General features: G+C 28.1%; 16 protein-coding genes. 11 read left to right on the top strand and 5 right to left on the bottom strand.

Annotation, left to right across the window (positions count from 1 at the left end):
- Positions 1 to 30: 30 nt before the first annotated feature.
- From ispD to tmk, 7 genes are read left to right on the top strand one after another with little or no spacing between them, the layout of a single operon-like run.
- Complete coding sequence (gene ispD / locus XO12_RS08560) at positions 31 to 726, top strand: 2-C-methyl-D-erythritol 4-phosphate cytidylyltransferase (RefSeq protein WP_175420124.1); 696 nt, start codon at positions 31 to 33, stop codon at positions 724 to 726.
- Positions 719 to 1,570: a deoxyribonuclease IV gene (locus tag XO12_RS08555; RefSeq protein WP_175420123.1), complete on the top strand. Its 852-nt coding sequence runs from the start codon at positions 719 to 721 to the stop codon at positions 1,568 to 1,570. The genes ispD and XO12_RS08555 overlap by 8 nt, the downstream gene beginning before the upstream one ends.
- Before the next feature lie 12 nt (positions 1,571 to 1,582).
- Complete coding sequence (gene hflK / locus XO12_RS08550) at positions 1,583 to 2,566, top strand: FtsH protease activity modulator HflK (protein ID WP_084822651.1); 984 nt, start codon at positions 1,583 to 1,585, stop codon at positions 2,564 to 2,566.
- Entirely contained in the window at positions 2,563 to 3,423 is an 861-nt protein-coding gene (gene hflC, locus XO12_RS08545) for a protease modulator HflC (RefSeq protein ID WP_047265871.1), read from the top strand. The genes hflK and hflC overlap by 4 nt, the downstream gene beginning before the upstream one ends.
- A complete protein-coding gene (locus XO12_RS08540; protein WP_047265872.1) occupies positions 3,424 to 5,196 on the top strand; it encodes a hypothetical protein in 1,773 nt (590 codons plus the stop codon). It abuts the gene before it with no gap.
- Positions 5,193 to 5,873, top strand: a complete 681-nt coding sequence (locus tag XO12_RS08535; protein WP_047265873.1) for a tRNA1(Val) (adenine(37)-N6)-methyltransferase — start codon at positions 5,193 to 5,195, stop codon at positions 5,871 to 5,873. The genes XO12_RS08540 and XO12_RS08535 overlap by 4 nt, the downstream gene beginning before the upstream one ends.
- A gap of 11 nt (positions 5,874 to 5,884) precedes the next feature.
- Positions 5,885 to 6,481, top strand: coding sequence for a dTMP kinase (tmk, locus tag XO12_RS08530; RefSeq protein WP_047265874.1), 597 nt, complete (start codon positions 5,885 to 5,887; stop codon positions 6,479 to 6,481).
- 51 nt (positions 6,482 to 6,532) lie between these two features.
- Here tmk and XO12_RS08525 read toward each other — a convergent pair whose 3' ends face one another.
- Positions 6,533 to 10,291: a glucodextranase DOMON-like domain-containing protein gene (locus XO12_RS08525; protein WP_175420122.1), complete on the bottom strand. Its 3,759-nt coding sequence runs from the start codon at positions 10,289 to 10,291 to the stop codon at positions 6,533 to 6,535.
- Between the two features lie 512 nt (positions 10,292 to 10,803).
- On the opposite strand from XO12_RS08525, the gene panC reads away from it, so the two are divergent.
- Genes panC through XO12_RS08510 form a run of 3 tightly spaced genes read left to right on the top strand, consistent with a single transcriptional unit; the run spans position 10,804 to position 13,985 of the window.
- Positions 10,804 to 11,646, top strand: coding sequence for a pantoate--beta-alanine ligase (panC, locus tag XO12_RS08520; protein ID WP_047267552.1), 843 nt, complete (start codon positions 10,804 to 10,806; stop codon positions 11,644 to 11,646).
- A 10-nt stretch (positions 11,647 to 11,656) separates the two neighbouring features.
- Positions 11,657 to 13,537 (top strand): methyl-accepting chemotaxis protein, encoded by a 1,881-nt coding sequence (locus tag XO12_RS08515; RefSeq protein ID WP_047265876.1) that lies wholly within the window; start codon positions 11,657 to 11,659, stop codon positions 13,535 to 13,537.
- On the top strand, positions 13,518 to 13,985 hold the full coding sequence (locus XO12_RS08510; RefSeq protein WP_047265877.1) for a chemotaxis protein CheW: 468 nt from the start codon (positions 13,518 to 13,520) through the stop codon (positions 13,983 to 13,985). Before XO12_RS08515 ends, XO12_RS08510 begins: the two co-directional genes overlap by 20 nt.
- Positions 13,986 to 14,017: 32 nt before the next feature.
- On the opposite strand, the gene XO12_RS08505 is transcribed toward XO12_RS08510, so the two are convergent.
- Positions 14,018 to 15,211: a flagellin gene (locus tag XO12_RS08505; RefSeq protein WP_047265878.1), complete on the bottom strand. Its 1,194-nt coding sequence runs from the start codon at positions 15,209 to 15,211 to the stop codon at positions 14,018 to 14,020.
- 22 nt (positions 15,212 to 15,233) lie between these two features.
- The gene (locus tag XO12_RS08500) at positions 15,234 to 17,348 is read right to left on the bottom strand and encodes a hypothetical protein (RefSeq protein ID WP_047265879.1); all 2,115 of its coding nucleotides are present in this window, start codon (positions 17,346 to 17,348) and stop codon (positions 15,234 to 15,236) included.
- A gap of 254 nt (positions 17,349 to 17,602) precedes the next feature.
- Here XO12_RS08500 and XO12_RS08495 point away from each other — a divergent pair, with 254 nt between their 5' ends.
- Positions 17,603 to 19,690: a methyl-accepting chemotaxis protein gene (locus XO12_RS08495; protein WP_052913198.1), complete on the top strand. Its 2,088-nt coding sequence runs from the start codon at positions 17,603 to 17,605 to the stop codon at positions 19,688 to 19,690.
- A gap of 120 nt (positions 19,691 to 19,810) precedes the next feature.
- Here XO12_RS08495 and XO12_RS08490 read toward each other — a convergent pair whose 3' ends face one another.
- Positions 19,811 to 20,779 carry an asparagine synthetase A gene (locus XO12_RS08490; RefSeq protein WP_047265880.1) on the bottom strand — a complete coding sequence of 323 codons (969 nt, stop codon included), beginning with the start codon at positions 20,777 to 20,779 and terminating at the stop codon, positions 19,811 to 19,813.
- A gap of 271 nt (positions 20,780 to 21,050) precedes the next feature.
- Positions 21,051 to 22,937: a DNA mismatch repair endonuclease MutL gene (mutL, locus tag XO12_RS08485; protein WP_047265881.1), complete on the bottom strand. Its 1,887-nt coding sequence runs from the start codon at positions 22,935 to 22,937 to the stop codon at positions 21,051 to 21,053.
- Position 22,938: the final 1 nt, after the last annotated feature.

Genomic DNA, 22,938 nt, shown 5'->3' with positions numbered 1-22,938 from the left:
AAAATAAAATATACAAATTGAGGTGATTTTATGAATATTGGTATTATTGTTGCTGCAGGGAAAGGTAAAAGGACAAACCTTTCTTATCCTAAACAATTTTACCAGATTTTAGATAAAAGTTTGTTAAGAATTACATTAGAAAAATATGAAGATTCTAATTTAATAGATAAAATTGTTGTTGTTGCTAATGAAAAATATATGGAAGAGACGAAAAAGGAATGTTATAATATTAACAAATTGTGTGGTATAATAGAGGGGGGGGAGTCGAGACAGAATTCTGTATACAATGCTTTAAATTTTCTATATAATAAATTTGGATTTAAGGTTTCTATAGTTTCAATTCACGATGCTGCAAGACCTTTTATTTCTATAAATAAGATTGATGAGAGTATAAAGGTAGCCAAAAAGTATGGGTCTGCTGTATTGGCATTATCTGAAAAAAATTCTTTATCTCGTGTTGTTGATAATGTAATTGACAAAATATTGGATAGAAATGAGGTATATTTACATCAAACTCCTCAATGTTTCGATTTTCAAAAGTTATATAAAGCATATACAAATTTTGAGAATGAACTTAAAGGTTTTACTGATGATGCCAGTATTTTTCATAAAGCGGGAAATTTTGTGAGAGTAATATCAGGAGAAGAATATAATATAAAAATAACAACGGAATTCGATTTAAAATTTGCAAAATGGTTAATAAAGGAAGGTAAAATAAATGTTTAAAATCGGGGCGCATATGAGTACATCTAAAGGATTTCACAATGTTCCACAGGCAACAAAAGAAATAGATGGTAATACTTTTCAAATATTTTCCCACAATCCCAGAACATGGAAAGTTAAATATCCTAAAGATGAAGATATACTGGAATTTAAAAAACAAATGAAAAAGTTTAATATATCTTTTGATGATGTGTTAGTTCATTCTGGTTATTTAATTAATCTTGCAACACCAAATGATGAAAATTGGCAAAAGTCCATAAATTTAATAAAAGAAGAATTGAAAATTACCATATCTCTTGGAATAAAACATTTCAATGTTCATCCAGGTTCGCATCTTGGAGAAGGGGAAGGATTTGGCTTTGATAGAGTTGCAAAAGCTCTGGATATAATATTAGAAGATTTGAATAATACAGACGTAATAATATTACTTGAAAATGTAGCTAAAAAAGGTGGAAATATTGGCTGGAATATGAAACAACTTGGTGAAATAATAAAAAGATGTAGTTTTCCATATAAAATAGGGATAACATATGATACTTGTCATGGTTTTGATTCAAATTATGATATTAGAGATAAAGAGGGTGTGGAAAACTTATTAAGTGAAATTGAAAATTATATAGGGTTAGAAAAATTAAAAATGATACACTTAAATGATTCGAAGTTTCCGTTGGGTGCAGGCAAAGATAGACATGAATTTATTGGTAAAGGTGAAATTGGAATAAACGGTTTTAAGACTTTCTTTTCTTTTAATGAAATAATTAAAATACCTATGCACTTAGAAACACCAGGTGATGATAAAATGCATGCAAAAGATATAAAAGTGATAAAAAAGATTTTAAATATATAGGAGGGATGGAGTATGACAGATAATTTCGAAATCTTCGATGTTGAAGAAGAAAAACCTCGAAGAAAAAAGAATTATTTAAAAAGAATTTTTTGGCTGGTTGTAGTGTTATTGATTTTGGGTTATTTTAGTACCAGTATTTATCAGGTTGGACCATCAGAAATGGGATTGGTGTTGACTTTTGGAAAATATACCTCGTCAACAGGACCAGGAATACACTGGAGATTGCCATACCCCTTTCAATCACATAGAATTGTTGATATTAAAACATTAAAGAAAATTGAAATCGGATTCAGAACAGTTAATTACAGAGGAAGAGTTGAATATCAGCCCGTTACTGAAGAATCATTGATGATTACAGGCGATGAAAACATTGTAAGTCTTGAAGCTGTAGTTCAATATAGAATTGCTGATCCAGTAAAGTTTGCATTTAGAATTTTAAATGGCTTTGATATGGTGAAATTTGCCACGGAAAGCGTATTGAGAGAAATGGTAGCGATTAATCCAATTGATAATGTTTTAACTTCTGAGAGAGATAGAATTGCGATGGAAACGGCAGCAAAAGTGCAAAAAATACTGGATGAATATGGTGCAGGGATTAAGGTAGAAAATGTTTATTTGCAGGAAGTAGCTCCACCCGATGAAGTTGTAAAGGCTTTTGATGATGTTAATAGTGCGAAGCAGGATAAGGAGAAATTTATAAATGAAGCGAATAGATATGCAAATGATGTAATACCAAAAGCACAGGGACAGGCACAGAAAATTTTAAGAGATGCAGAAGCTTATTCATATGAAAGAGTAGCAATAGCAACTGGTGAGGCAAAGAGATTTAAAGCAATGTTAAAAGAATATAAAGCAGCTAAAGATATTACAGAAAAAAGAATTATCCTGGAAGCTATTCAAGATTTGATTCAAAATTCAAAAGAAAAAATTATTGTGGATAGTCCGAATACTCTTAAATTACTTAACTTACCTGAGATAGGTGGTGGTACAAAATGAAAAAAACAACAAAATCAATCATTTTGAGTTTAATAGCAATTATTGTAATATTATTTATTTATACATCATTATTTATTGTTAATCAGGAGCAACAAGCAGTAGTACTTAGATTTGGTGAAATTAAAAAAATTGTTACGGAACCTGGTATAAGTTTTAAAACACCATTTATAGATAATGTGGTAAAATTTGAAAAAAGGCTTATGTTATATGATATAGATCCTGAAAGAATCATTACAGCTGATAAAAAAACAGTTATAGTTGATACATACACTATATGGAGAATAAATGATCCCAAGACGTTTATAGAAAGTATGAGATCGGTACAGTTGGCCTTAACAAGAATAGATGATGTTGTTTATTCAAATGTAAGGGATTTAGTAGCTAAATATACATTAAATGAAGTATTATCCAAAAAAAGGGAAGAAATGTTGACAGAAATCACAAAAAGAAGCAGTGAGAATTTAAAACAGTTTGGAATTGAGATTGTTGATGTTAGGGTTAAAAGAACAGATTTGCCTCCAGATATATCCAAATCTGTATATAATAGAATGATGGCTGAAAGATATTCAATTGCAGCTCAAATAAGAGCTGAAGGACAAAGAGAATCAGAAATTATCAAAGCAGAAGCAGATAAAAAAGTCAAAATAATATTATCAGAAGCACAAAAAAATGCTGAGATAATACGTGGTACAGCCGATGCAAGCGTTATAGCAATTTATGCAGATGCATACAACGCGAGTCCAGAATTTTTTGAATTAAAGCGAATAGCAGATATATATAAGGATTCATTTAAAGATAATATTTTATTATTATCACCTGATTCACCAATACTAAAATATTTGTATGAGGAGAAATAAATGAAAAATAGCATTTTAATTGTTGTGTTGTTATTATTGTTTTTATTAAGTTCATGTTTTTATCCACAAAAAAGAGTAGAGATAAAAATTGAAGGTGACATTGTGTCACCTTCTTTTCCCGTTAAAATAACTGCAAATATAGATAATTACAAATTAAAATTTTTTGATGATCAAGGATATGAAATAACTTTTAATAAGAAAGGAAATTTATATTATTTTACCGATTTAAAAAATGGAAAAAATACGGTGACAATAAAATTATTTGTAGATAATAAGGAAATTTATAAAAAATATATAATTTTATATTTTGATAATATTGCTCCAGATATTGTTTTTTTTAATTATTACATTAAAAGTGGGAATTTAAATATAACAGCATCTTCACCTGCTACAGATTTAAAAGAATTTATATTGGAAGGGAACAATAAAAAATATACATTTAATATAAGTTTAAAAATACCATTAGAAAAAAATAGTGGAGTACTTGAATATAAGTTATATGCAGTGGATAAATATAATAATAAGTCAAAAGATAAAATAATTAAAATAAATACAGATATTGATGAAAAACCAAAAATTTTGAATAACAATCTAAAAATATCATTATTTGGAAAAACAAATATAAAGGTTTCAGACGATTGGACACCAGATGAAGATTTGAAAATAATTCTAAAAACAGGAAAAAACATATATTCGTTAATTAATATAGATGAGGTTTTATTGGATGGTTCAAAAGAGGCAACATTAATAGTTATTGATAATGGTGGAAATTATAGTAAAAAAAGGATGAATGTTGAATTAGAAAAAAACATTCTACCTATTGCAACAGGTAATCCAAAGTTAATAGATTTTTCGGTTGATACATTTGGTTGGAATTATGAAACGAATGTTGATTCATATATTGTTGAAGTTCCATATAAGTATGGATGGAAACAGGCATTAGATACAAAAGCAGCATATGCCAGATTAACCAATGCTAATATAGCAATGATAAGAAAAAAAAGTAAATACGGAACATTGAGTTTTCCATCTCAACCAACGATAAGATTTTCTGGAACTTTTGTTCATCTTGTAAGAAATATCCTTGATTCTTCTGAAGAGAATTTATATTTGCCGCAAATAAATTCCGAGTTTTTAATAGGGGGAGAAACTACACTTGGAGAAAAAAGTGTGGTTATGGTTGAATCTGGAAGTGTCTTGAAATTTGTGTCAAATTCAAAATTAATAATAAAAGGTTTATTTTTTATTATGCCGGGAGCTGGGAAATCTCTTATTAGCGGGAATGGAGAAATTATTGTTGATGGAGGAATTTTCATAGCTTCAAAAACGATTTTTGATAATGTTAAAATAATAGGAAATAAAGCTAAATTAATCTATTTAGAAGATTCCGAATTTTTAGATGGTACAGATTTGTTATCTGTAAATGATTTCAGAATTTGTTTATATAATACATTGGGATATAAAAGTGATTTAAAATTTCACAATACAGAAGAAGTGTATATAAAAGATAGCACATTTAACATATTAACATTTGAAAATGTTAATATGTTTCAATCTGATTTATCTTATTTTAATACTTTAAATATAAATGGATTAACAAAAATTCTCTTAAATAAAACAAATACCTCTAATCTAAGACAGAGCAGATTCTCATGGTCAAAGATCATGAATTCAAACATTGAAAAAATGGAAGTTTCGGATTATTCAAGGAGTATATTATTTCAAACAAATATAGCTACACTTACTACAAATACAGGTGTGGTGATTAAATGAAAGTTGATATTGAAACCCTTTTTAAAGAATTAAGTCTTAAATCTCCAAATAAATTTCATTTACCAACACATGGAACAACATTTCTTTTAGAAATAGCAAAATTGTTGAAAACAGAAAAAGTAATATTAGAATTTGGATCAGGAATAGGAAGTATTTCGATTGCATTAGCTAAAATCTATAATAATATAAAAGTAACAGGTTTTGAGATTCAAAAAGAGCCATATATTTATTCTGTGAATAATTTAAAGAGAAATTTTTTGGAAAGTAGAGTAAATTTCATAAATGACGATATATACAATATTACGAAATATGTTAAAAGAGAGTCTGTGGATTGTATTATTACAAATCCACCCCATTACTCAGAAAAATCATTAAAAAGCCCATATAATGATAGAAAAACAGCAAGAACTTTTAATGAAAAAAATCTTGAAAAGTTTTTTTATGCAGCATATTATGCTTTGAAAAATAAAAAAAGAATGATTTTTGTATATCATCCCACATATTTTGTAACCTTTTTAAATATGGCTCAAAAATACAGGTTTTCATTACAGGAAATATATATTGCATATGGAAATAAAAATAAAACTGCGCAATTAATAGGTGGGATATTAAGAAAAAACGGGGGAGAGAATTTAAAAATAAATCCACCAGTATTTTTAAAAAATAGCAATGAATAAAGGAGGAAACTATGTTAATAACTTTTGAAGGTATAGAAAGTTCTGGAAAATCTACTTTATCTAAAAAGTTAGCAGAATATTTTAAATTGAAAAAATATAATGTTATATGGAACAGAGAACCAGGTGGAACTGAGCTTGGCGAAAAGATCAGGGAGTTGTTATTGGGAGATTATAATATATGTCATATAAGTGAGGCATTGTTATTTGCAGCGAGTAGAGCACAATTGGTGGAGGAATTAATAAAACCAAATATGGAAAAAATTATTATTTTAGATAGATTCGTAGACTCATCTATAGTATATCAGGGATATGCCCGCGAATTAGGTTGGAAAGAAGTTTTTGAAATAAATAAACATGCATTAGATGGTATTATCCCGGATTTAACAATTGTTGTTGATATATCTGTTGAAACATCTTTTAAGAGAATGAAAAATAAGAAAAAAGATAGGATCGAAAAGGAAAATAAAGCTTTTTTTGAAAAGGTTAGAAATGGATTTTTAAGGTTAAAAAATTGGTTTCCCGAAAGAGATATTGAAATAATTAATGGCGAATTGGATTTGAATGAAGAATTTGATATATTATTGAAAATAATAAAAAAATATATATAAACAAAGAAACAACCCGCGATATCTGGGTTGTTTCTTTTTATAAAGAGCTTTTTAAAAATCAATTTCTACTGGTATTAATGTTGCATATTCTGAGTCAGTATAACTGGATAATATACTATATTGCTCATATCCTTCTGGGACAATTATATCAAGAACATAAGGTCCAAAATCTCCTGCATTTTCTGGATATCCTCCAAGTGTCCATTGAGTATTTTCTGGAGTTACAGCTCTATAATGATCTGCTCCATAACCATCCTGAGAACCAACCATAAAATATGCATAAATTCTATTATCTTTTATTTCAAGGAATTTTTTCATTACAATTACAGTTATAATTTTTTCTCCAGGATCAGCTTCCACCTGAACACCTTCTGGAATTTCCTGACCATCAACTGTAGCAAGCAATTGACCATATGATGGCCATCCAGCAACCTTTATAAAATAATCCCATGGATGTTTTTTATCAAATTGGACTCTTGCGCCATCTTTATATGTTTTTGTTAATCCTCCATTTTTCGTATCAAGGTATATATTAATTAGTTGATGTGAAAAACCTTTTGGAGCTCCCCATGGATTTGTCATTTCTCCAAATTTGAATTTGAATACAATTGAATCATCTGCATCATATACTTTTACCCACTCTATATCCCATAAACCTTTAAATGGTTTAAAAGCATTGTCCTTTGGATAAATATATCCACCCGGACCATCTTCATCACCAACAGGATCCTTAAAGGTCTTTATTAATTTTCCACCAATCTCTTTTGGTATTGTTATGTGGACAGGACCTGAATTTGGAGCAAAATCAACGTCTTTAGAGTTATTTTTTTCTGTATGAGCCATAACAACTGCAAGATTGAATTCATCTCCGCTTTTAATTCCAATTAAATCAAATGGTATTTTAAATTCTACTATATTTCCATTAACTGCTATTAAATCCGGAACCTTTCCACCTATCATCCAGCGCTCTGTGCCACTTGCATTATAATAATATAGGTCTTTTCTTGCCGGGTACTTTTGTATATTAAAACTAAATCTTTTTGCAAGTGCAAAACCCAGATCAGTTATTTTTTCTCCAGATTTTGAATAGGCAGTTTTTGTATTTAGACGTTTTGCATTTGGAGTATCGGTATAAATTTCAAGTTTGTAGTATTTTCCCGCTAAATCATCGATAGATTTTTTTAATTCAATAGCTACATATATGTTTGCATTATCCCTTCCTACATAAAAGCCTGAAATCAAATCCCCTTCTTTGTACATTACGCCAGAATCATCATCTGAATAATATGCGCTTTTCGTCATTTCTTTTTCATCAATAATTCCATCTAAAGTAATTTCTACTTTTCCAATATTTCCTTTTGAAGCAGTAGATGGTTTCTTATTTGCTATGAATAAATATCCAGGAATTTTTTCTTCTGAAATACCTACTTTTCTATAAATCTGTATTAATAATTTTTTGAATTGCATATCAAATAATACTTCATTTGAACCTGCATCCTGGTCACTTCCATACCACCAAAACCAGTCACTACCTTCTGCTGCATATAATATGTCAAGAGCTTTTTTAAATTCTTTTTCTGTTAATTTATCTTTATTTTCCATTAAAACTTTTCTGGCTTGAGCTAATCTTTCCCATCCTTCATTTTCTTCTTTTTCACCATACCATGTATCTAAACTTCCTCCTACCCATGAACCTTTTGGTAATTGAGTTAATTCATCTTTAATATCATAACTTTCTATATATTCACCTGGAGTTACCAATTCTATATACGGATCATTTGATAAAGCCTGATAAAATAGTTTTCTAAAATCATTTCCATTATTAGGATAATGTTCCCAGGCATTTTCTCCATCAAGAGCAATTGTAACAACCATATCTCCCACATCATTCATCTTTTGAATTTTATGCAAGGCACTCAAAAAGTCTTTAATTGCATTTTCTTTTGACATATTTGAATATTTAAATCCAATTCTATCAGATAAGTCGGTATCTCTAAAAAATACTATAACACTTTTCCCATCCACCGTTACTTTATATGGTTTATATAATTGTTTGGGATCTCCTGTATTAATTCCTGCCTTTTGTAATATCTGTTTATCTGTTATTATCCATTTTATTCCATCGTCTGCAAACATAGGGACAAGAGGTGTGCTTACAGCCTGCTCTGAAGGCCACATACCTTCTGGTTTTTTGCCAAATATTTTTGTGAAATATTCTAAACCTCTTTTGATTTGTGCTTTTGCATCTTCAGGCCATCCCATATCAACCAATAAAGGGAGTATTGGATGATAATATGGTGTTGTAGTTATTTCTACCTTTCCTTCATCCCACAATTTTTTATATTTATCCACTATTTCAGACATAATTTCATATTGTTTTGATATTACATATTTCAAATCTTCTTTTGTATAATCTCTATCTTTTTCCATTAATGCTTTCAACTTTTCATCTGAATTTATATACTCTATATTTATCCAGTATAGATTCCATACCACTTTTAAATCCAACCAATCTTGGGAAGTAAATTTTTCATTTTTATCTCTTTTTTCTCTTAATTCTTTATATCTTGGGTGAGAATCAATAAATTGTGGATTTATATCAAAAAAATGCCATTTTACAAATTCTTTTTCTTCATCAGTTAAAGTATCTTTTAATGACAATTCTAAATATTTATCTTTAGCATTATTATTAACGTAATCCATTAACTGCATCAAAAGGACTGGTGTAATATTAAATGTAACACTTCCAGAAGTCAAATATTTGTCAACCAAATCTGCCATATATGGATAATCATTTATAGCATGTGCTCTAACCCATGGCATTTCAGCATTTAAACTTCCTGGAATTTTATATGATGGTTGATGATGATGCCATACAATAGCAACTTTTAATGGTTCTTTATTCTCATCACCTTTTGGAATTGAAGATAAAAAGTTTTCAATTGCTTCATCAGAAATGTTTTTTACTTCAGGTGTTTCTGATGAATTTGAAGTTTCTTGTGGTGGAATATCTCTCCATGAAGCAATCTTATCTATTTGCAATTGTTCAGTATCTGTTACTATTAATACTCTATTTGAAATTTCTTCGCCATTTTCATCTTTTTCAACAGTATCCCAATTTCCTCTTGTATATTTGTATTCCAATCTTTTTCCTACTTCAGTATCCAGTGTATAAACAGCTTTATTCCCTTTTCTTTCCATTTCAAGCTGTCCAGGATCCCAATTGTTAAAGTTGCCAACAATATATATAGAATCAGAGATGGGTGTATTTTGTGGAAGATTTACTTCAAATATAACTTTTGCTTTTTCACCTGGTTGAGCTTTTGTTTTTATTTCGGCTGGAACATCTGCCCAACTTCCAACAACATCTTTTATAGTTTTAGTCTCATCAGCAATAACTTTTCTATTTTCAATTTCTTCACCGTTTTCGTCTTTTTCAACAGTCCCCCAATTTCCTCTCGTGTATTTGTATTCAATTTCTGTATCCTTTTCAACATTTAAAACAACTGTCCCAATATTTCCATTTCTTTTTAAAAGATAATTATCATCTTTTGGATTCCAATCATTAAACGATCCAACAATATAAATATTTTCACCTTCTGGAGTATTCTCTGGTAAAGTTACTTCAAAGGTTAATTCAATAAGAGATTCGCTAGTTTTTTCTGCGTTCTCCACATCAGTAGCATTAATTTCAGATTTTATTTCACCTGGTGAAACTTTTTGTTCTGTTTGAGCACTACAACTAATTAAAAATATCGATAAAACTATAAATACAACTACAAAAAAAATCTTAGAGAACTTTTTACTCATAGTAAATGTAACCCCCTTTTAAAATAATATAATTTTTGTGTTTATATATTTATAACAATAACCATTTGAAATTATACACTAATATGATATAAAATTTCAAGTTTTTTATAAATATCATATATAAAAAGCTAAATGAGATTTTTACGATGTCTAAAAAATCAAATTCACTCAGGCAGCTCGATTGCTTATCCTTAAAATTATTCATTCTCAGCCGTCGCATCGATTTTTCATCCATGAAAAAGCTTCACTCAAAAAAACGTCCTGTTTTTTTGACGGCTTACATTCACGCTTAGATTTTTTAGGATAAAAAATCTAAGGGAAAAAGATTTATAATTATATAATAAAAATTATTTATCCTATAACCCACCGTAGGTGTGTTAAGGGCAATCTTCGAGCCTTCGTTTCATTTGAGACTTTTTAGACAACCTATAAGATTTTTATTTTTGAAAAAATTTCATTATGTGGTAAAATTCTTTTAGTTAGATTTTCTTAAAATGAATGGAGGGAAATTTATGGAAATAATCAATAATATAAATAAAATGAAGAACATTAGAAATGAGTTAATAAAAAAAGGTAAAACTATAGGTTTTGTTCCAACTATGGGATATTTGCATAAAGGGCATTTATCTCTTGTAGAGCAAGCAAGAAAAGATAATGATATTGTTATAGTAAGTATTTTTGTAAATCCAACACAATTTGGTCCAAATGAAGATTTTGATAGATATCCGAGAGATATGGAAAGAGATATGGAAATGCTAAAACCATTTAATGTGGATTACATTTTTCATCCATCTGTGGAAGAAATGTATCCAGAAAATTATTCAACTTATGTTGAGGAAATAAAATTGACAAAAGTTCTTTGTGGAAAATCAAGACCTGGACATTTTAAGGGTGTAACAACTATTGTTTCTAAATTGTTTAATATTGTAAGACCTACCAGAGCATATTTTGGTCAGAAGGATGCTCAGCAATTTAGAGTTTTAAGAAAGATGGTTAATGATTTAAATATGGATGTCCAGATGATTGAAATGCCTATTATCAGGGAACATGATGGATTAGCAATGAGTTCAAGAAATATCTATTTAAGTAAAGAAGAGAGAATACAGGCACTTGCGTTGAATAAATCATTAAAAAAAGCAAAAGAATTATATGAAAACGGTGAAAAAAGTGCCAAAAAAATTAAAACTGAAATGCAAAAAATTTTTAATGAATATCCTTTAGTAAAGGTTGATTATATTGAGATTGTTGATGAATATACTCTTGAAAATGTTGAAAATATTTCTGATAAAGTTCTCATTGCAGTAGCTGCTTTTGTTGGAAAAGCAAGGTTAATTGATAATATTATTTTGGGATAGGAGGATATAAATGTTTAGAATATCTATGAAGGGGCTGTTGAATTTAGTATCTATTTCTATTTTAGGGATTTTAATAATTGTTATAATTTATTTTTTTCAATTTGATCTGGGGGAAAATATTTCTAACCCTATTACAGAAAGTATAATGAATAATTTAGAAAGTAAAGGAGATTATATTTCTCTATATTTTGAAAATGAAGTAGAAAAATTAAAATTAATGCCAAAACAAATTTCTTATAATTCCACTAAAACATCCAATATACTACAATATTTAAAAAGCAAATTAAAAGAATTTCCAGAATTCGAGGAATTTTTCATAGCAAATTCTGATGGAGAAAGTATTTCAAGTTCAAATATATTTACAAATATTTCGCGATATAGATATTTTCAAGAAATATATACCAATAATAAAAAATGGGCAATTAGTGATATTTTCACTTCTAAAATATCTGGAAATACTGCTATAATAATTGCAGTTGAACACTATGAAAATGGTAAAAAATACATTTTTGGCGGTTCGCTAAACTTAAAAGAATTATTTTTAAGTACAAATGCTTTTAAATTTAAGAAAAAAGGGGAAATATTTTTTGTAGATAATCTTGGTAGTTATTTTAGTGTTAACAATGATGGAAGTATTAATTCCAGTACATTTGCCAAGAATTTTCGAGATAATATAATAAGAGATTTAAAAAATTCAGATGGTTTCATGAAAATAAGTAAAAATAAAAAAGATTATTTGCTTTTTGTAAGCAAAATCGATTATATAAACTGGAAAATGGGGTTTTATGTTGAAAAAAAACTTATATTTCCATCCTTTACAAAATATTATTTAATTGGATTAGGGTTGTTTTTATTCCTGAGCTTTTTGGAAATACTTTTTAATCATATTATATTGAAAAAAAGATTTTATAAATCAATTGATATAATGAAAACAGAATTGAAAAAAATAAATGAAATGAACTTTGATTCTACAATAAATGTAAGAGAACCCATGTTTGTTGATTTTTCGGATAACTTGCAGCTAACAATGGTAAATTTAAAAGAACAATTTAATAGTTTTTCCAGACAGATTAATAATCTGGAAAATAATATAAATAAAACAAGTGCTTTAATTCAGGAAGAAGTATCAAGGATAAATGAAGAAAACAATACTATTGAAAAGCTTTCAAAAACTTTTGAAGCAATATCACAATCTGTATATGATTCACAAAAGGTTTCCGATAATTTTAAAAGCAAATTGAATTCTTATGATAAAGAGCTCGAAAAATTGCGTCATAATCTATTAAAATCAAAGGCTAAAATTCCTTATTTCAATGAATTGATTTCTAAAATAACAGATATTTCTGAAAAAGTAAGTGAATTATCTTTTAGAGCAGAAATATTATCTTTAAATGCCGCTTTAGAAGCATCAAAAGAGAAAAATTCATTAACATTTGCAGTAATTGCATCGGATATGAGAGATATGTCTTATGTACTAAAAGAATATAATTCAAAAACACATTCTCATATTTTTCATATCATTGAAGATTTAAATGAATATAAAAATACATTAGATGAATTATTTAAAACCATAGATTTAAATATTTCTGAAATTAGAACTGTTTCTACAAGCTATAATGATATAGAAAATTTTATTAAAGAATATTCTATATCATCTGCTCAGGTAAAAAATGCACTTAATTTATTAAAGCTTATCATAAATAAAAATAAAAATATTATGGATAGTATAGTAGATAATTTTAAAGATATAGAAAAAAATTATGATGAGTTAAAGAAAATGTTTATTTCAAGAAAAACACCAAAAAACCTTGAAGATATATTTAAAAAATTAGAAGCCATAGAAAAAAAGGAAGAATCAGGAAGTGAAACTAATGAAGAAGAATCCGTTTAAAGAATTAAAAAAAGTAATACTTTTAAAAGAGAAAATTGAATATTATGTTGTTTTTAAAGCAGATGAGATAACTTATGCATTAAAAACAGATAATATAAAAGAGTTTATTCCTGCTTCTGAAAAAAAGGATTTGCCAAATACTCCAGAATTTATTGTAGGAGTGGTAACCCAAAATAATCAACCTATTACATTAATTGATTTAAATAGATTATTAAGTGAAAAATTCCAAGAATACAATAAAGATAATATTATAATAAATTTTGAATTTGAAAAGAAAAATTATGGTTTTTTTACGAATAAAATTATTGATGTAATCCCCGTAGAACAAATGGCGTTAAATGATGTTGGAGATGAAATGCAGGAATTTTATTTTGTTGAAAACACTTTTTCTTTAGAAAATGAAATTGTTTTGATAATCAATGTTGAGAAGATTTTAAAAAATAAATAAAAAAAATAAAATTCCGGCTTTTGCCGGAATTTTTATCTAAGTAATTGTGTAACCTGTTGAGGTAATTGATTAGCTTGAGAAAGCATAGCAGTACCTGATTGTAATAAAATTTGTTGTTTTGTGTATTCGGCCATTTCTTTAGCCATATCAGCATCTCTAATACGACTTTCAGCAGCCGTTAAGTTTTCCTGAGCAACTCCTAAGTTCTTAATAGTATGTTCCAACCTATTCTGAGAAGCCCCTAATTTTGCTCTAAATGCAGATACTCTATATACTGCAGCGTCGAGAGCGCTAATTGCAAATTCTGCATCACTTTGTGAACTTATCTTTACATTAGAGGAAATCCCCAAATCATCTGCCTTCATACTTTCAAAACCTAAAGTAATAATCTGACCTTCATTTGCACCAATATGGAATTTTATAGGATCGACATTTGACGTAACAATACCATATACAGCTACAGAACCACCATCAACTTTGGTTCCCGAAGCCAGAGTTCCACCATAATCATTTATTTTAGCAATTTGGTTTGAATCCCATGTAATACCAATAGTTGCTGACCCCCCACTTAATGTAACAGCTATTCTTGAACCGGATAAAGTTACATTTGCAATTGTAACCTGAGCAACTCCATTTGAATCAATTCTTGAAATTTTTATATCTAATTGTGATGTTGCGCCACCTCTAAATTGTCCAACTTCAATAATAAAGTTACCACTTGTTGTGATGTTTGATGAATATGCTCCAACTGCGAAGTGAGCGGAACCTGGAGCAACAATTTTAGCTTCAGCTGTTCTTGTTCCTTTAATTGAACCATCTAATAAGTTTTTTGTATTAAACTGTGTAGTTTTTGCAATTCTGTTAATTTCATCTCTTAATTCCTGAAATTCATTTTGTAATTGATCTCTATCTGCATCGGTATTTGTTTCTGTTGAGGATTGGACAGCTAATTCTCTCATACGTTTTAATATTGAATGCACCTCATTAAGCGCACCTTCAGCAGTTTGAATCATTGATACAGCGTCTTGAGCATTTTTAATAGCTTTATCGAGACCTTTTATCTGGTTTCTCATTTTTTCTGAAATAGCCAATCCAGCAGCATCATCAGCAGCTCTATTAATTCTTAAACCAGAAGAAAGTTTTTCTAAAGTTTTACCCATACTTCCTTTTACGTTGGATAAAGTTCGCCATGCATTTAAGGCTTCCATGTTGTGATAAATCCTCATAAGTTACACCTCCGTGTTTATGTTATTTGGTTTTAAAATTGATAGTATAAGGTATACTTTCAGCAGCATTTGCTCGAGTATTTCCGAATTCATCTTCAATTTGAGAAGGATCTATTTTTATTGTCCAAGTTTGAGAAGAATCGAGTGTTATATTTTCAAGTATTCCGCTATATTTTATAAATTTATTTTTTTGACTGGCTGAAATAGGAATATTTATTATGGTATTTGTTCCAGTTTCAGGAATATTTATGCTAACATTTAAAGATGCTTTTTGTTCTATTTCAGATTCATCATAGAATTCAATAATAATTCTTGGATTAACGATGGGATTGCTAATTTCTAAATTATAAAAATCATATGTATTTTCTTTTGAAAAAACGTCTGTACCTTCAATTGAAATCCTATATAATTTTGGAGGATTTTTCTCTTTCACCAAAACTTCAAAATCTTTGGTTACAGAATAATTACTATCTATATCTTTAACTTTAAGTTGAATATAATTATGCCCTTCTGGAAATTCATAAGAGGTATATTTAAATGTTCTCGTTTGAACAGGATTTGATTTAAACAATTCATTATTATTAATATAAATAGAATATACATAGGTTGCTGGATATGAATATTCCGATTTTATATCAAAATTCACATCAAAATCATTTAATCTGGTGGACTCTGGATCAACGATAATTTTTTCAGGTAAATAATATAAAGTAGTGCTTGCATCTGAATTTTTCTGTATTAAAGAAAAATTTAAGTTAAAATTATTAATAGATTTAGAAACTTTAAAGGTCTTATAAAATTTTTTTGAAAAACTCGTATCGGATTTTGTTATTGTTAATTCGAGTTCATAATTTCCAGAATTTAAAAGCATCTTTTCTGTTTCTAAAATAGTACTATTAGTTGTTATATCCAGTTTTTTATAATCAATACCATCTTTTTTCAATAAAAATTTATAATTTAAATCATTTGAAAAATCATAATTTTTATTAACTAACACTTTGAAAAAAATAGGATCCTTATCAGTTAATAACGATTTATCATCTATTTTTATTTCATTATCAAGATAATCTTTTTTATATATATTAAGAGTAGCAGAAAATTCTTCGATCTTTTCCACATTAAATGTATAATTATTTTCAGTTGAATCTTTTGAAATTAAATTTTTAGCGATTATATTTAAATTATTAATACCATCATTCAAATATATTGGACCATATTTGAATTGTTTTTTTTCGGTAGTAACTTGGGTTATTTCATTATCACCATTGGATATATTAAAAAGATAGGATGCTGGTAAATCATAATTTTCTTTTATATCCATCACAATATATATTGGATCAATAGTTGACAAAGTTGAATTATTTGTTATAATTGGCCCATTGAAATCATTTTTATGAATTTTTGTTATTAAATTAAAAGAAGTATCTATATTTTTAGGATTTAGTTCCACCGTTGTTCTTCCAAACCCATTATTCGTTGTGTCATATACTTCAACAGAGACAATGTGATTTTTCTTTTTTAAAAATATTGGTGTTGATTCAAAAGTTTTGTTTTTTAAAGTACCATTTTCAATTAAAGAATTATCCAAGAATATTTTGTATGAAAAATCACTGCTATATATAATTTTCGGATCAATGGATACAATTATGGAATAATTTCTATATGGATAATATTCGTTATTCTCAATAAAACTCCCATCCTCTACATTTTTGAATTTTAAAGAAGGTTCTAATTCTTTTTTATAATCATAAACATTAATATATAATTTATTTTTACTTGTATGTTCTTCTCCACCGATATTAAAAATACCAATTATTTCATATTTTCCTGGCTCTGTTAATTTATATGTGCCAGATAAAGTGTTTTGATTCAAAGGATTTAAATTAATAGTTTTGATATTCTCAGTGTTTTCAGTATTTATTATTTTTAAATAAGCCTGTCCAATATTTGCAAGGGGAGAATCTATTCTTAATATAATTTCACCTGTTGCATCATTTATATCCTTATTTATCACAGTCTTTGTTTGTGCTGAAAAGGAGATTTCTACAACTATTTTAAATTTTGATTCAACAGGTTTTAAACAGGATGAAAATATGAATAATAATATAATTATCACTATATATAGAACTTTTTTCATAGAATCCCTCCATGGAATAATCTTTCAATTTATCATTCTTTAAAGAAAGAAATTTTCCTAAATAAATATCAAAGATAGAATATTAAAAATAATTAAAAATATACAGTAAAATAAAATTATAAAATTTTAAATAAATTTTTGACATAGATTGTCATTATTTATATGTACTTGTCAATATATGTTTAAAATTGGTTTTTGATTTTTTAGTATATTATTGATATAATACTGTACACAACATTGGAGGTGATGATTATATGAGCTTAAAGGCTAAAATAATTTCTGGATTTTCGGTAATAGTAGTAATTGCAATAATAATAGGAGTTTTAGGGTTGCTGTCTACAAATAATATAAAAAACTATGTTTTAGATATTGCCAATAAAAACTTACCTAAAGTTCAAAAAATATTGTCAATACATCAGCTTCAAACATCTATAGAAAAGTCTGAAATGACTTTATTAGGTTTGACTGATGCAAAATTAAGAGAAGAAGAATACAAAAGAATGAAAGAAATATGGGATTCAATTAATCAGTTAATTAAAGAATATGAAAGTTTTAATCTGTCTGTAGAAGAATCAAAATACTGGAAAGACTATAAAAACAAATTAAGTATATGGAAAAAAGAACATACAAAATTTATGAACTTATCAAAACAATTAGATGAAACAAAAATATTGGATCCGAAATCTTTAAAACTTGATATAAAAACATATGAAAGCGAATTGTATAGACTGGCCTGGATAATTGAAAAAGCAATCCTTGAAAAAGAGCCTTTTAACGAAGAGTTGAATCCAAGAAATAGTGCTTTTGGTAAATGGTTAGATTCTTATAAAACAGAAAATGATTATTTAATTGATATGTTAAGTGATATGAAAAAATATAATGAAGGATTTTTAAAAACAGCCAAAACTATAAACAATGTTATAAAAAAGAAGAATGAAAAACAGATAGCATTAATGCAGAGAGTATATAATAATTCTCTTATACCGTATTTAGAAAATATATTCGAAACTTTTGAAACAATAAATCAAATAGCAGATGAAGCTTTACAATTAAAAGAGCAAATGGCAGATCAAAGTTTAAATATTAATCTTCCTTTGTTTGAGGAAACGGCAAATGTGTTGAAAAAAATAGTTGCTTATAATAAAACAGAAGCTCTTCATAAAGGTGAAGAAACAGTTTCAAAAGTGAAACAGGCGTTAATAGTGGTTATCTCTTCAATAGGTATAGGAGTTTTAATCTCTATTATATTTGGTTGGTTAATTATAAAGAACATAATAACCTCAATAAGAACATTGATGAAAAAAATCCAATCATTTGGAAAAGGAGATTTAACAGTAGCCTTTAAAATAAAGGGAAAAGATGAAATTGCTCAAATGGCCAGCGCATTGGACAAAATGGCATGTGATTTACGAGATTCAATGAAACAAATATACAATGCATCTGATAAACTGGCGTTATCCTCTAATACACTAGCCTCAATATCCGAAGAACAAAATGCAATTTCAGAAGATTTAGCTTCACAATCAAAAGTTATAGAATCAAATACAGAAGATGCATCTGCATCTGTTGAGGAAGTTTCGTCTGGGGTTGAAGAAATTGCAAGTTCTGCTCAAATGATATCTACAAATGCAGAAGAATTATCCTATAAAGCAAATGAAACATCAGAAGCTGCAGTGAATGGTGAGAAATCAGTAAAGAAAATAGTCGATATAGTTGAAAATGCAGTAACAGAATCACAAAACACTCAGGAAAAAGTAAATGAATTAGCCGAGAAAGTACAAAATATTGGTAATATAGTAGAAACTATAAATCAAATAACAGAGCAAACAAATCTGTTGGCTCTAAACGCAGCAATAGAAGCGGCAAGGGCTGGTGAAGCTGGAAAAGGATTTGCTGTTGTTGCTGATGAAATTAGAAAGCTTGCAGAACAGAGTAAAGCATCTACGGAAGAAATAGCAAAGATATTGATTTCAGTAAAAGATGGAGCATTAAGCGCTAACGAAGCAACAAACAAAGTAGTAAAAGTCATTAAAAATATCGATGATGAATCAGAAAATATAGTTTCGCAGTTTAAAATAATTCATGATAGAGTTGAAGAAATGGTTATGAAAGTACATGAGTTATCTTCTGCTGCAGAAGAACAAAGTGCATCTACAGAAGAAATGGCTGCTGCTATGGATAGAATATCAAAAGTGATATCCGAAATATCTGATCAGGTTAAATATATGGTAAATGCGATAGAACAACAAAATGAAAGTTCCAGACAGGTTAATGAAAATGCAGAAGAAGGAAATAAATTATCCAAATCATTGATGAATTTAATAAACAAATTCAAGATATAACATATAATAAAGGTACATTTACATGCACCTTTATTATAGTGAGTAAATAAAAAGCAAAATTACAAAAATATAAAATTAATAATAATTTCAATATAATAAAAGGGGCTAATGCCCCTTTTATTATATTGAGTGTTTTCCAGGTGTTTTGGCAAATAGTCTCGTTTTCTCCACATGGTCAAGTGAAAGTATCCATCTTGTAAATCTTTCTATTCCAATGCCGCATCCAGCAGAATGCTTTAATATGCCAGCTTTTGCTACTTTTAAATAATCTTCAAATTGTTCGGGTGGTGTATTTTTCAATTTCATTCTTTTTAATATCTGTTCATATTCATGTTCCCTTTCTCCACCTGAAACAGCTTCTTCAAAACCTTCTGGATAAATTAAATCAAAATCAAGTAAAACATCAGGTCTTTCAGGGTCCTGCTTATCATAAAATTCTCTTTCTAATAGAGGAATGTCAATCATCCAAAATGGCTCATCAGCATTTAAAGAAGCAATTTTTTCATAATCATCTTCACCATATTTCTCTTTTAGTTCTTTAACAGTATAACGTTTAAAAGGTTTAGAAGGTGTTTTTAATGATGGATGATATTTTCTAATTATTTCCGGGAATTTTTTTCTTATATTTTTGATTGTATAAATAATAGCATCTTCCATTACATCAAAAACTTCTTCTCTGCTTGCCTCCAACATTTCCATATCAATTTGAACAAAATCAAATAAATGTCTTCCAGAATCCATCTTATCTTCGGTTTCAAGTCTTACATTTGGTGAGACTATATAAATTTTCTTATGAACTAGAACAGCAACCTGTTTGTGCAATATCATAGATTTAGTAACTGAATATTTTTGACCATAATATTCAAATTCAGCTTCAAAATGCGGATGGTTTAGTGGATCTGTTATTGGAGAAACAGTAACAGGTAGCAACTCCACAAATCCTTTTTCATCCAGTGCATGTCTGATACTTTTCAAAATTTCATGTTGGATTAATGTAGCGTCTTTAAAAACAGAATTTTCTAAATATTCTTTTACCAATTCAACAGTGTCAACCTTTCTTTCCCTACTTTCAATAGTTTTTTTAGTCATAATACCCTCTCCCTTCAAAAAATTAAATTTATAAGAATCTCTCCCTCTCCGTAATATGTTTTTCAATTATTTTATATTTAAATAAAAAACCGGCGCTGGTATGAAAACATCCAGCGCCGGTGATTGTATATAAAACGAGCTACCTCGCGTTACACCAACGCTGGTTGATATTATTATTATTGAAATTATTTAATTTTATTGATAATATTATAATCATATGTTACACCACCTATAAGATTTTTTCATATTATACTATATTTTTTTGCTATTGTCAACTACGTTCAAAAAATTCATCCAATTTCTTAAAAGAAAGTTCCATTGAAATAGGTCTTCCATGAGGACAAGTTAAGATATTATATTCAATAATTTTTGAAACTAATTTTTCAAGCCCTACAGGGTCATCACCGGTTTTTACCGCTGCTCTGCATGCCATTGTGGCTATTGCATGGTCAAATACCTTGTCTAAAGATTCTATACCTTCAAGTCGTAACTCATCAAGTATTTCAATTATCGTTGCTTGAGGATCATTTATTCTTAAATTGGATGGAAATCCCATAATAAAGTATTCATCGCTATTTTTTGTTATTTCAAATCCCAATTTTCTTAATTTTTCGATATGTTCTTCCAAAATATCTTTTCTAACTGCATCAAGATTTAGTTCTATTGGTAACATTACCATCTGTGTTGTTATATTTCCATTTTCAAAAAATTCCTTTTTTAAATCTTCATATAACACCCTTTCATGCGCAGCATGAAAATCTACAAAATGAATAGAATCCTTTAACTCCAGGATTATATATCTACTGGCAACAACGCCTATTATTTTATAGTAGTCTAAGTTCGGTGTTTTTTCTTTTTTGGATTCAATCGGTTTTATATTATTTATGATATTACTATTAATAAGATTTTTTAGCGTATTTTTTTCTTTGAAATTATTAACCTTTTTTTCATTTTGAATATGTAAATTTATTCTATTATCTTTTTTCTTTTTAATTAAAAATGTATTATATTTTTCTTCTTTTTCTGATATTGTTGGAATTTGATTGTATGAGTTTCCTTTAATAAAAGAATTATTATTATTTATTTTTTTATCTAAATCTCGTTCTAAACTTATATGATCGGTAGTATTTTGCTTAATTTTACTTTTTTCAATGTCAATAGACATTTTAAATCTTGTTTCTTTTATAAGCATCTCACGTATAATTTTTTTAAATCTATTATAAATAATTCTTGACTCAGAAATTTTTACCTCAAGTTTTTGAGGATGAACGTTAACATCCACCTCTTTTGGATCGATTTCAAAAAATATAATTCCATATGGATGACGTCTTGATTCAAGCATTTCACCATAACCCGCTTCAAATACTGCAAATAATTCTCCAGAACGGATATATCTATTGTTTATAAAAAATACCTGTGCAGTTCTATTATTTCTTGTTACTCTTGGATGTGAGATATAACCTTTAATTTTAAACCATTTTTCTTCAAGGTTTATTTCAAAGAAATCTTCTTTGTTTGTTTCTGGAAATATAGTATTTATTTTCTCAATTAAAGGGATATCTTTTGATACAGAATATACTACTCTATTATCTTTTATATAATCAATACCAACTTTAGATGCCAGTATGAATTTTTCAATAATTTCAGTAACCATCCTGCTTTCTACAGCAGGAGATTTTAAAAATTTCCTTCTTGCAGGTAAATTGAAAAATAAATCTCTCACTTCTATTGTTGTGCCATTGGAAGCTGCTATTTTTTTAGAGTTGATAGGTTCCCCGCCCACAAATTCAACACTTGTAGCTATATCATCAGTTTTTCTCTTAGATGTTATTTTCATTCTTGAAACTCTTGAAATAGCAGCTAAAGCTTCGCCTCTAAATCCGTATGTATGAATGTTATATAAATCATTAACGTCTTTTATTTTACTTGTAGTATGTGGTTGAACAGCCAGTAATATTTCCTCTTCAGACATTCCTACACCATTATCTGTAATTCTAATATATGTTTTTCCACCATCTTTTATTTCAACAGTAATTTTATCAGCATAGGCATCAATGGCGTTTTCAAATAGTTCTTTTACAACAGCAAAAGTTCCGGTAACTACTTCACCAGCAGCGATTTTCATTATTACCGATTCGGGTAATTTAACAATAGCCATA

Source organism: Marinitoga sp. 1154 (genome assembly GCF_013363285.1).
Taxonomy (GTDB): domain Bacteria; phylum Thermotogota; class Thermotogae; order Petrotogales; family Petrotogaceae; genus Marinitoga.
The sequence above is the reverse complement of the archived record's forward strand: the minus strand, read 5'-3'. Positions and strand labels throughout refer to the sequence as shown.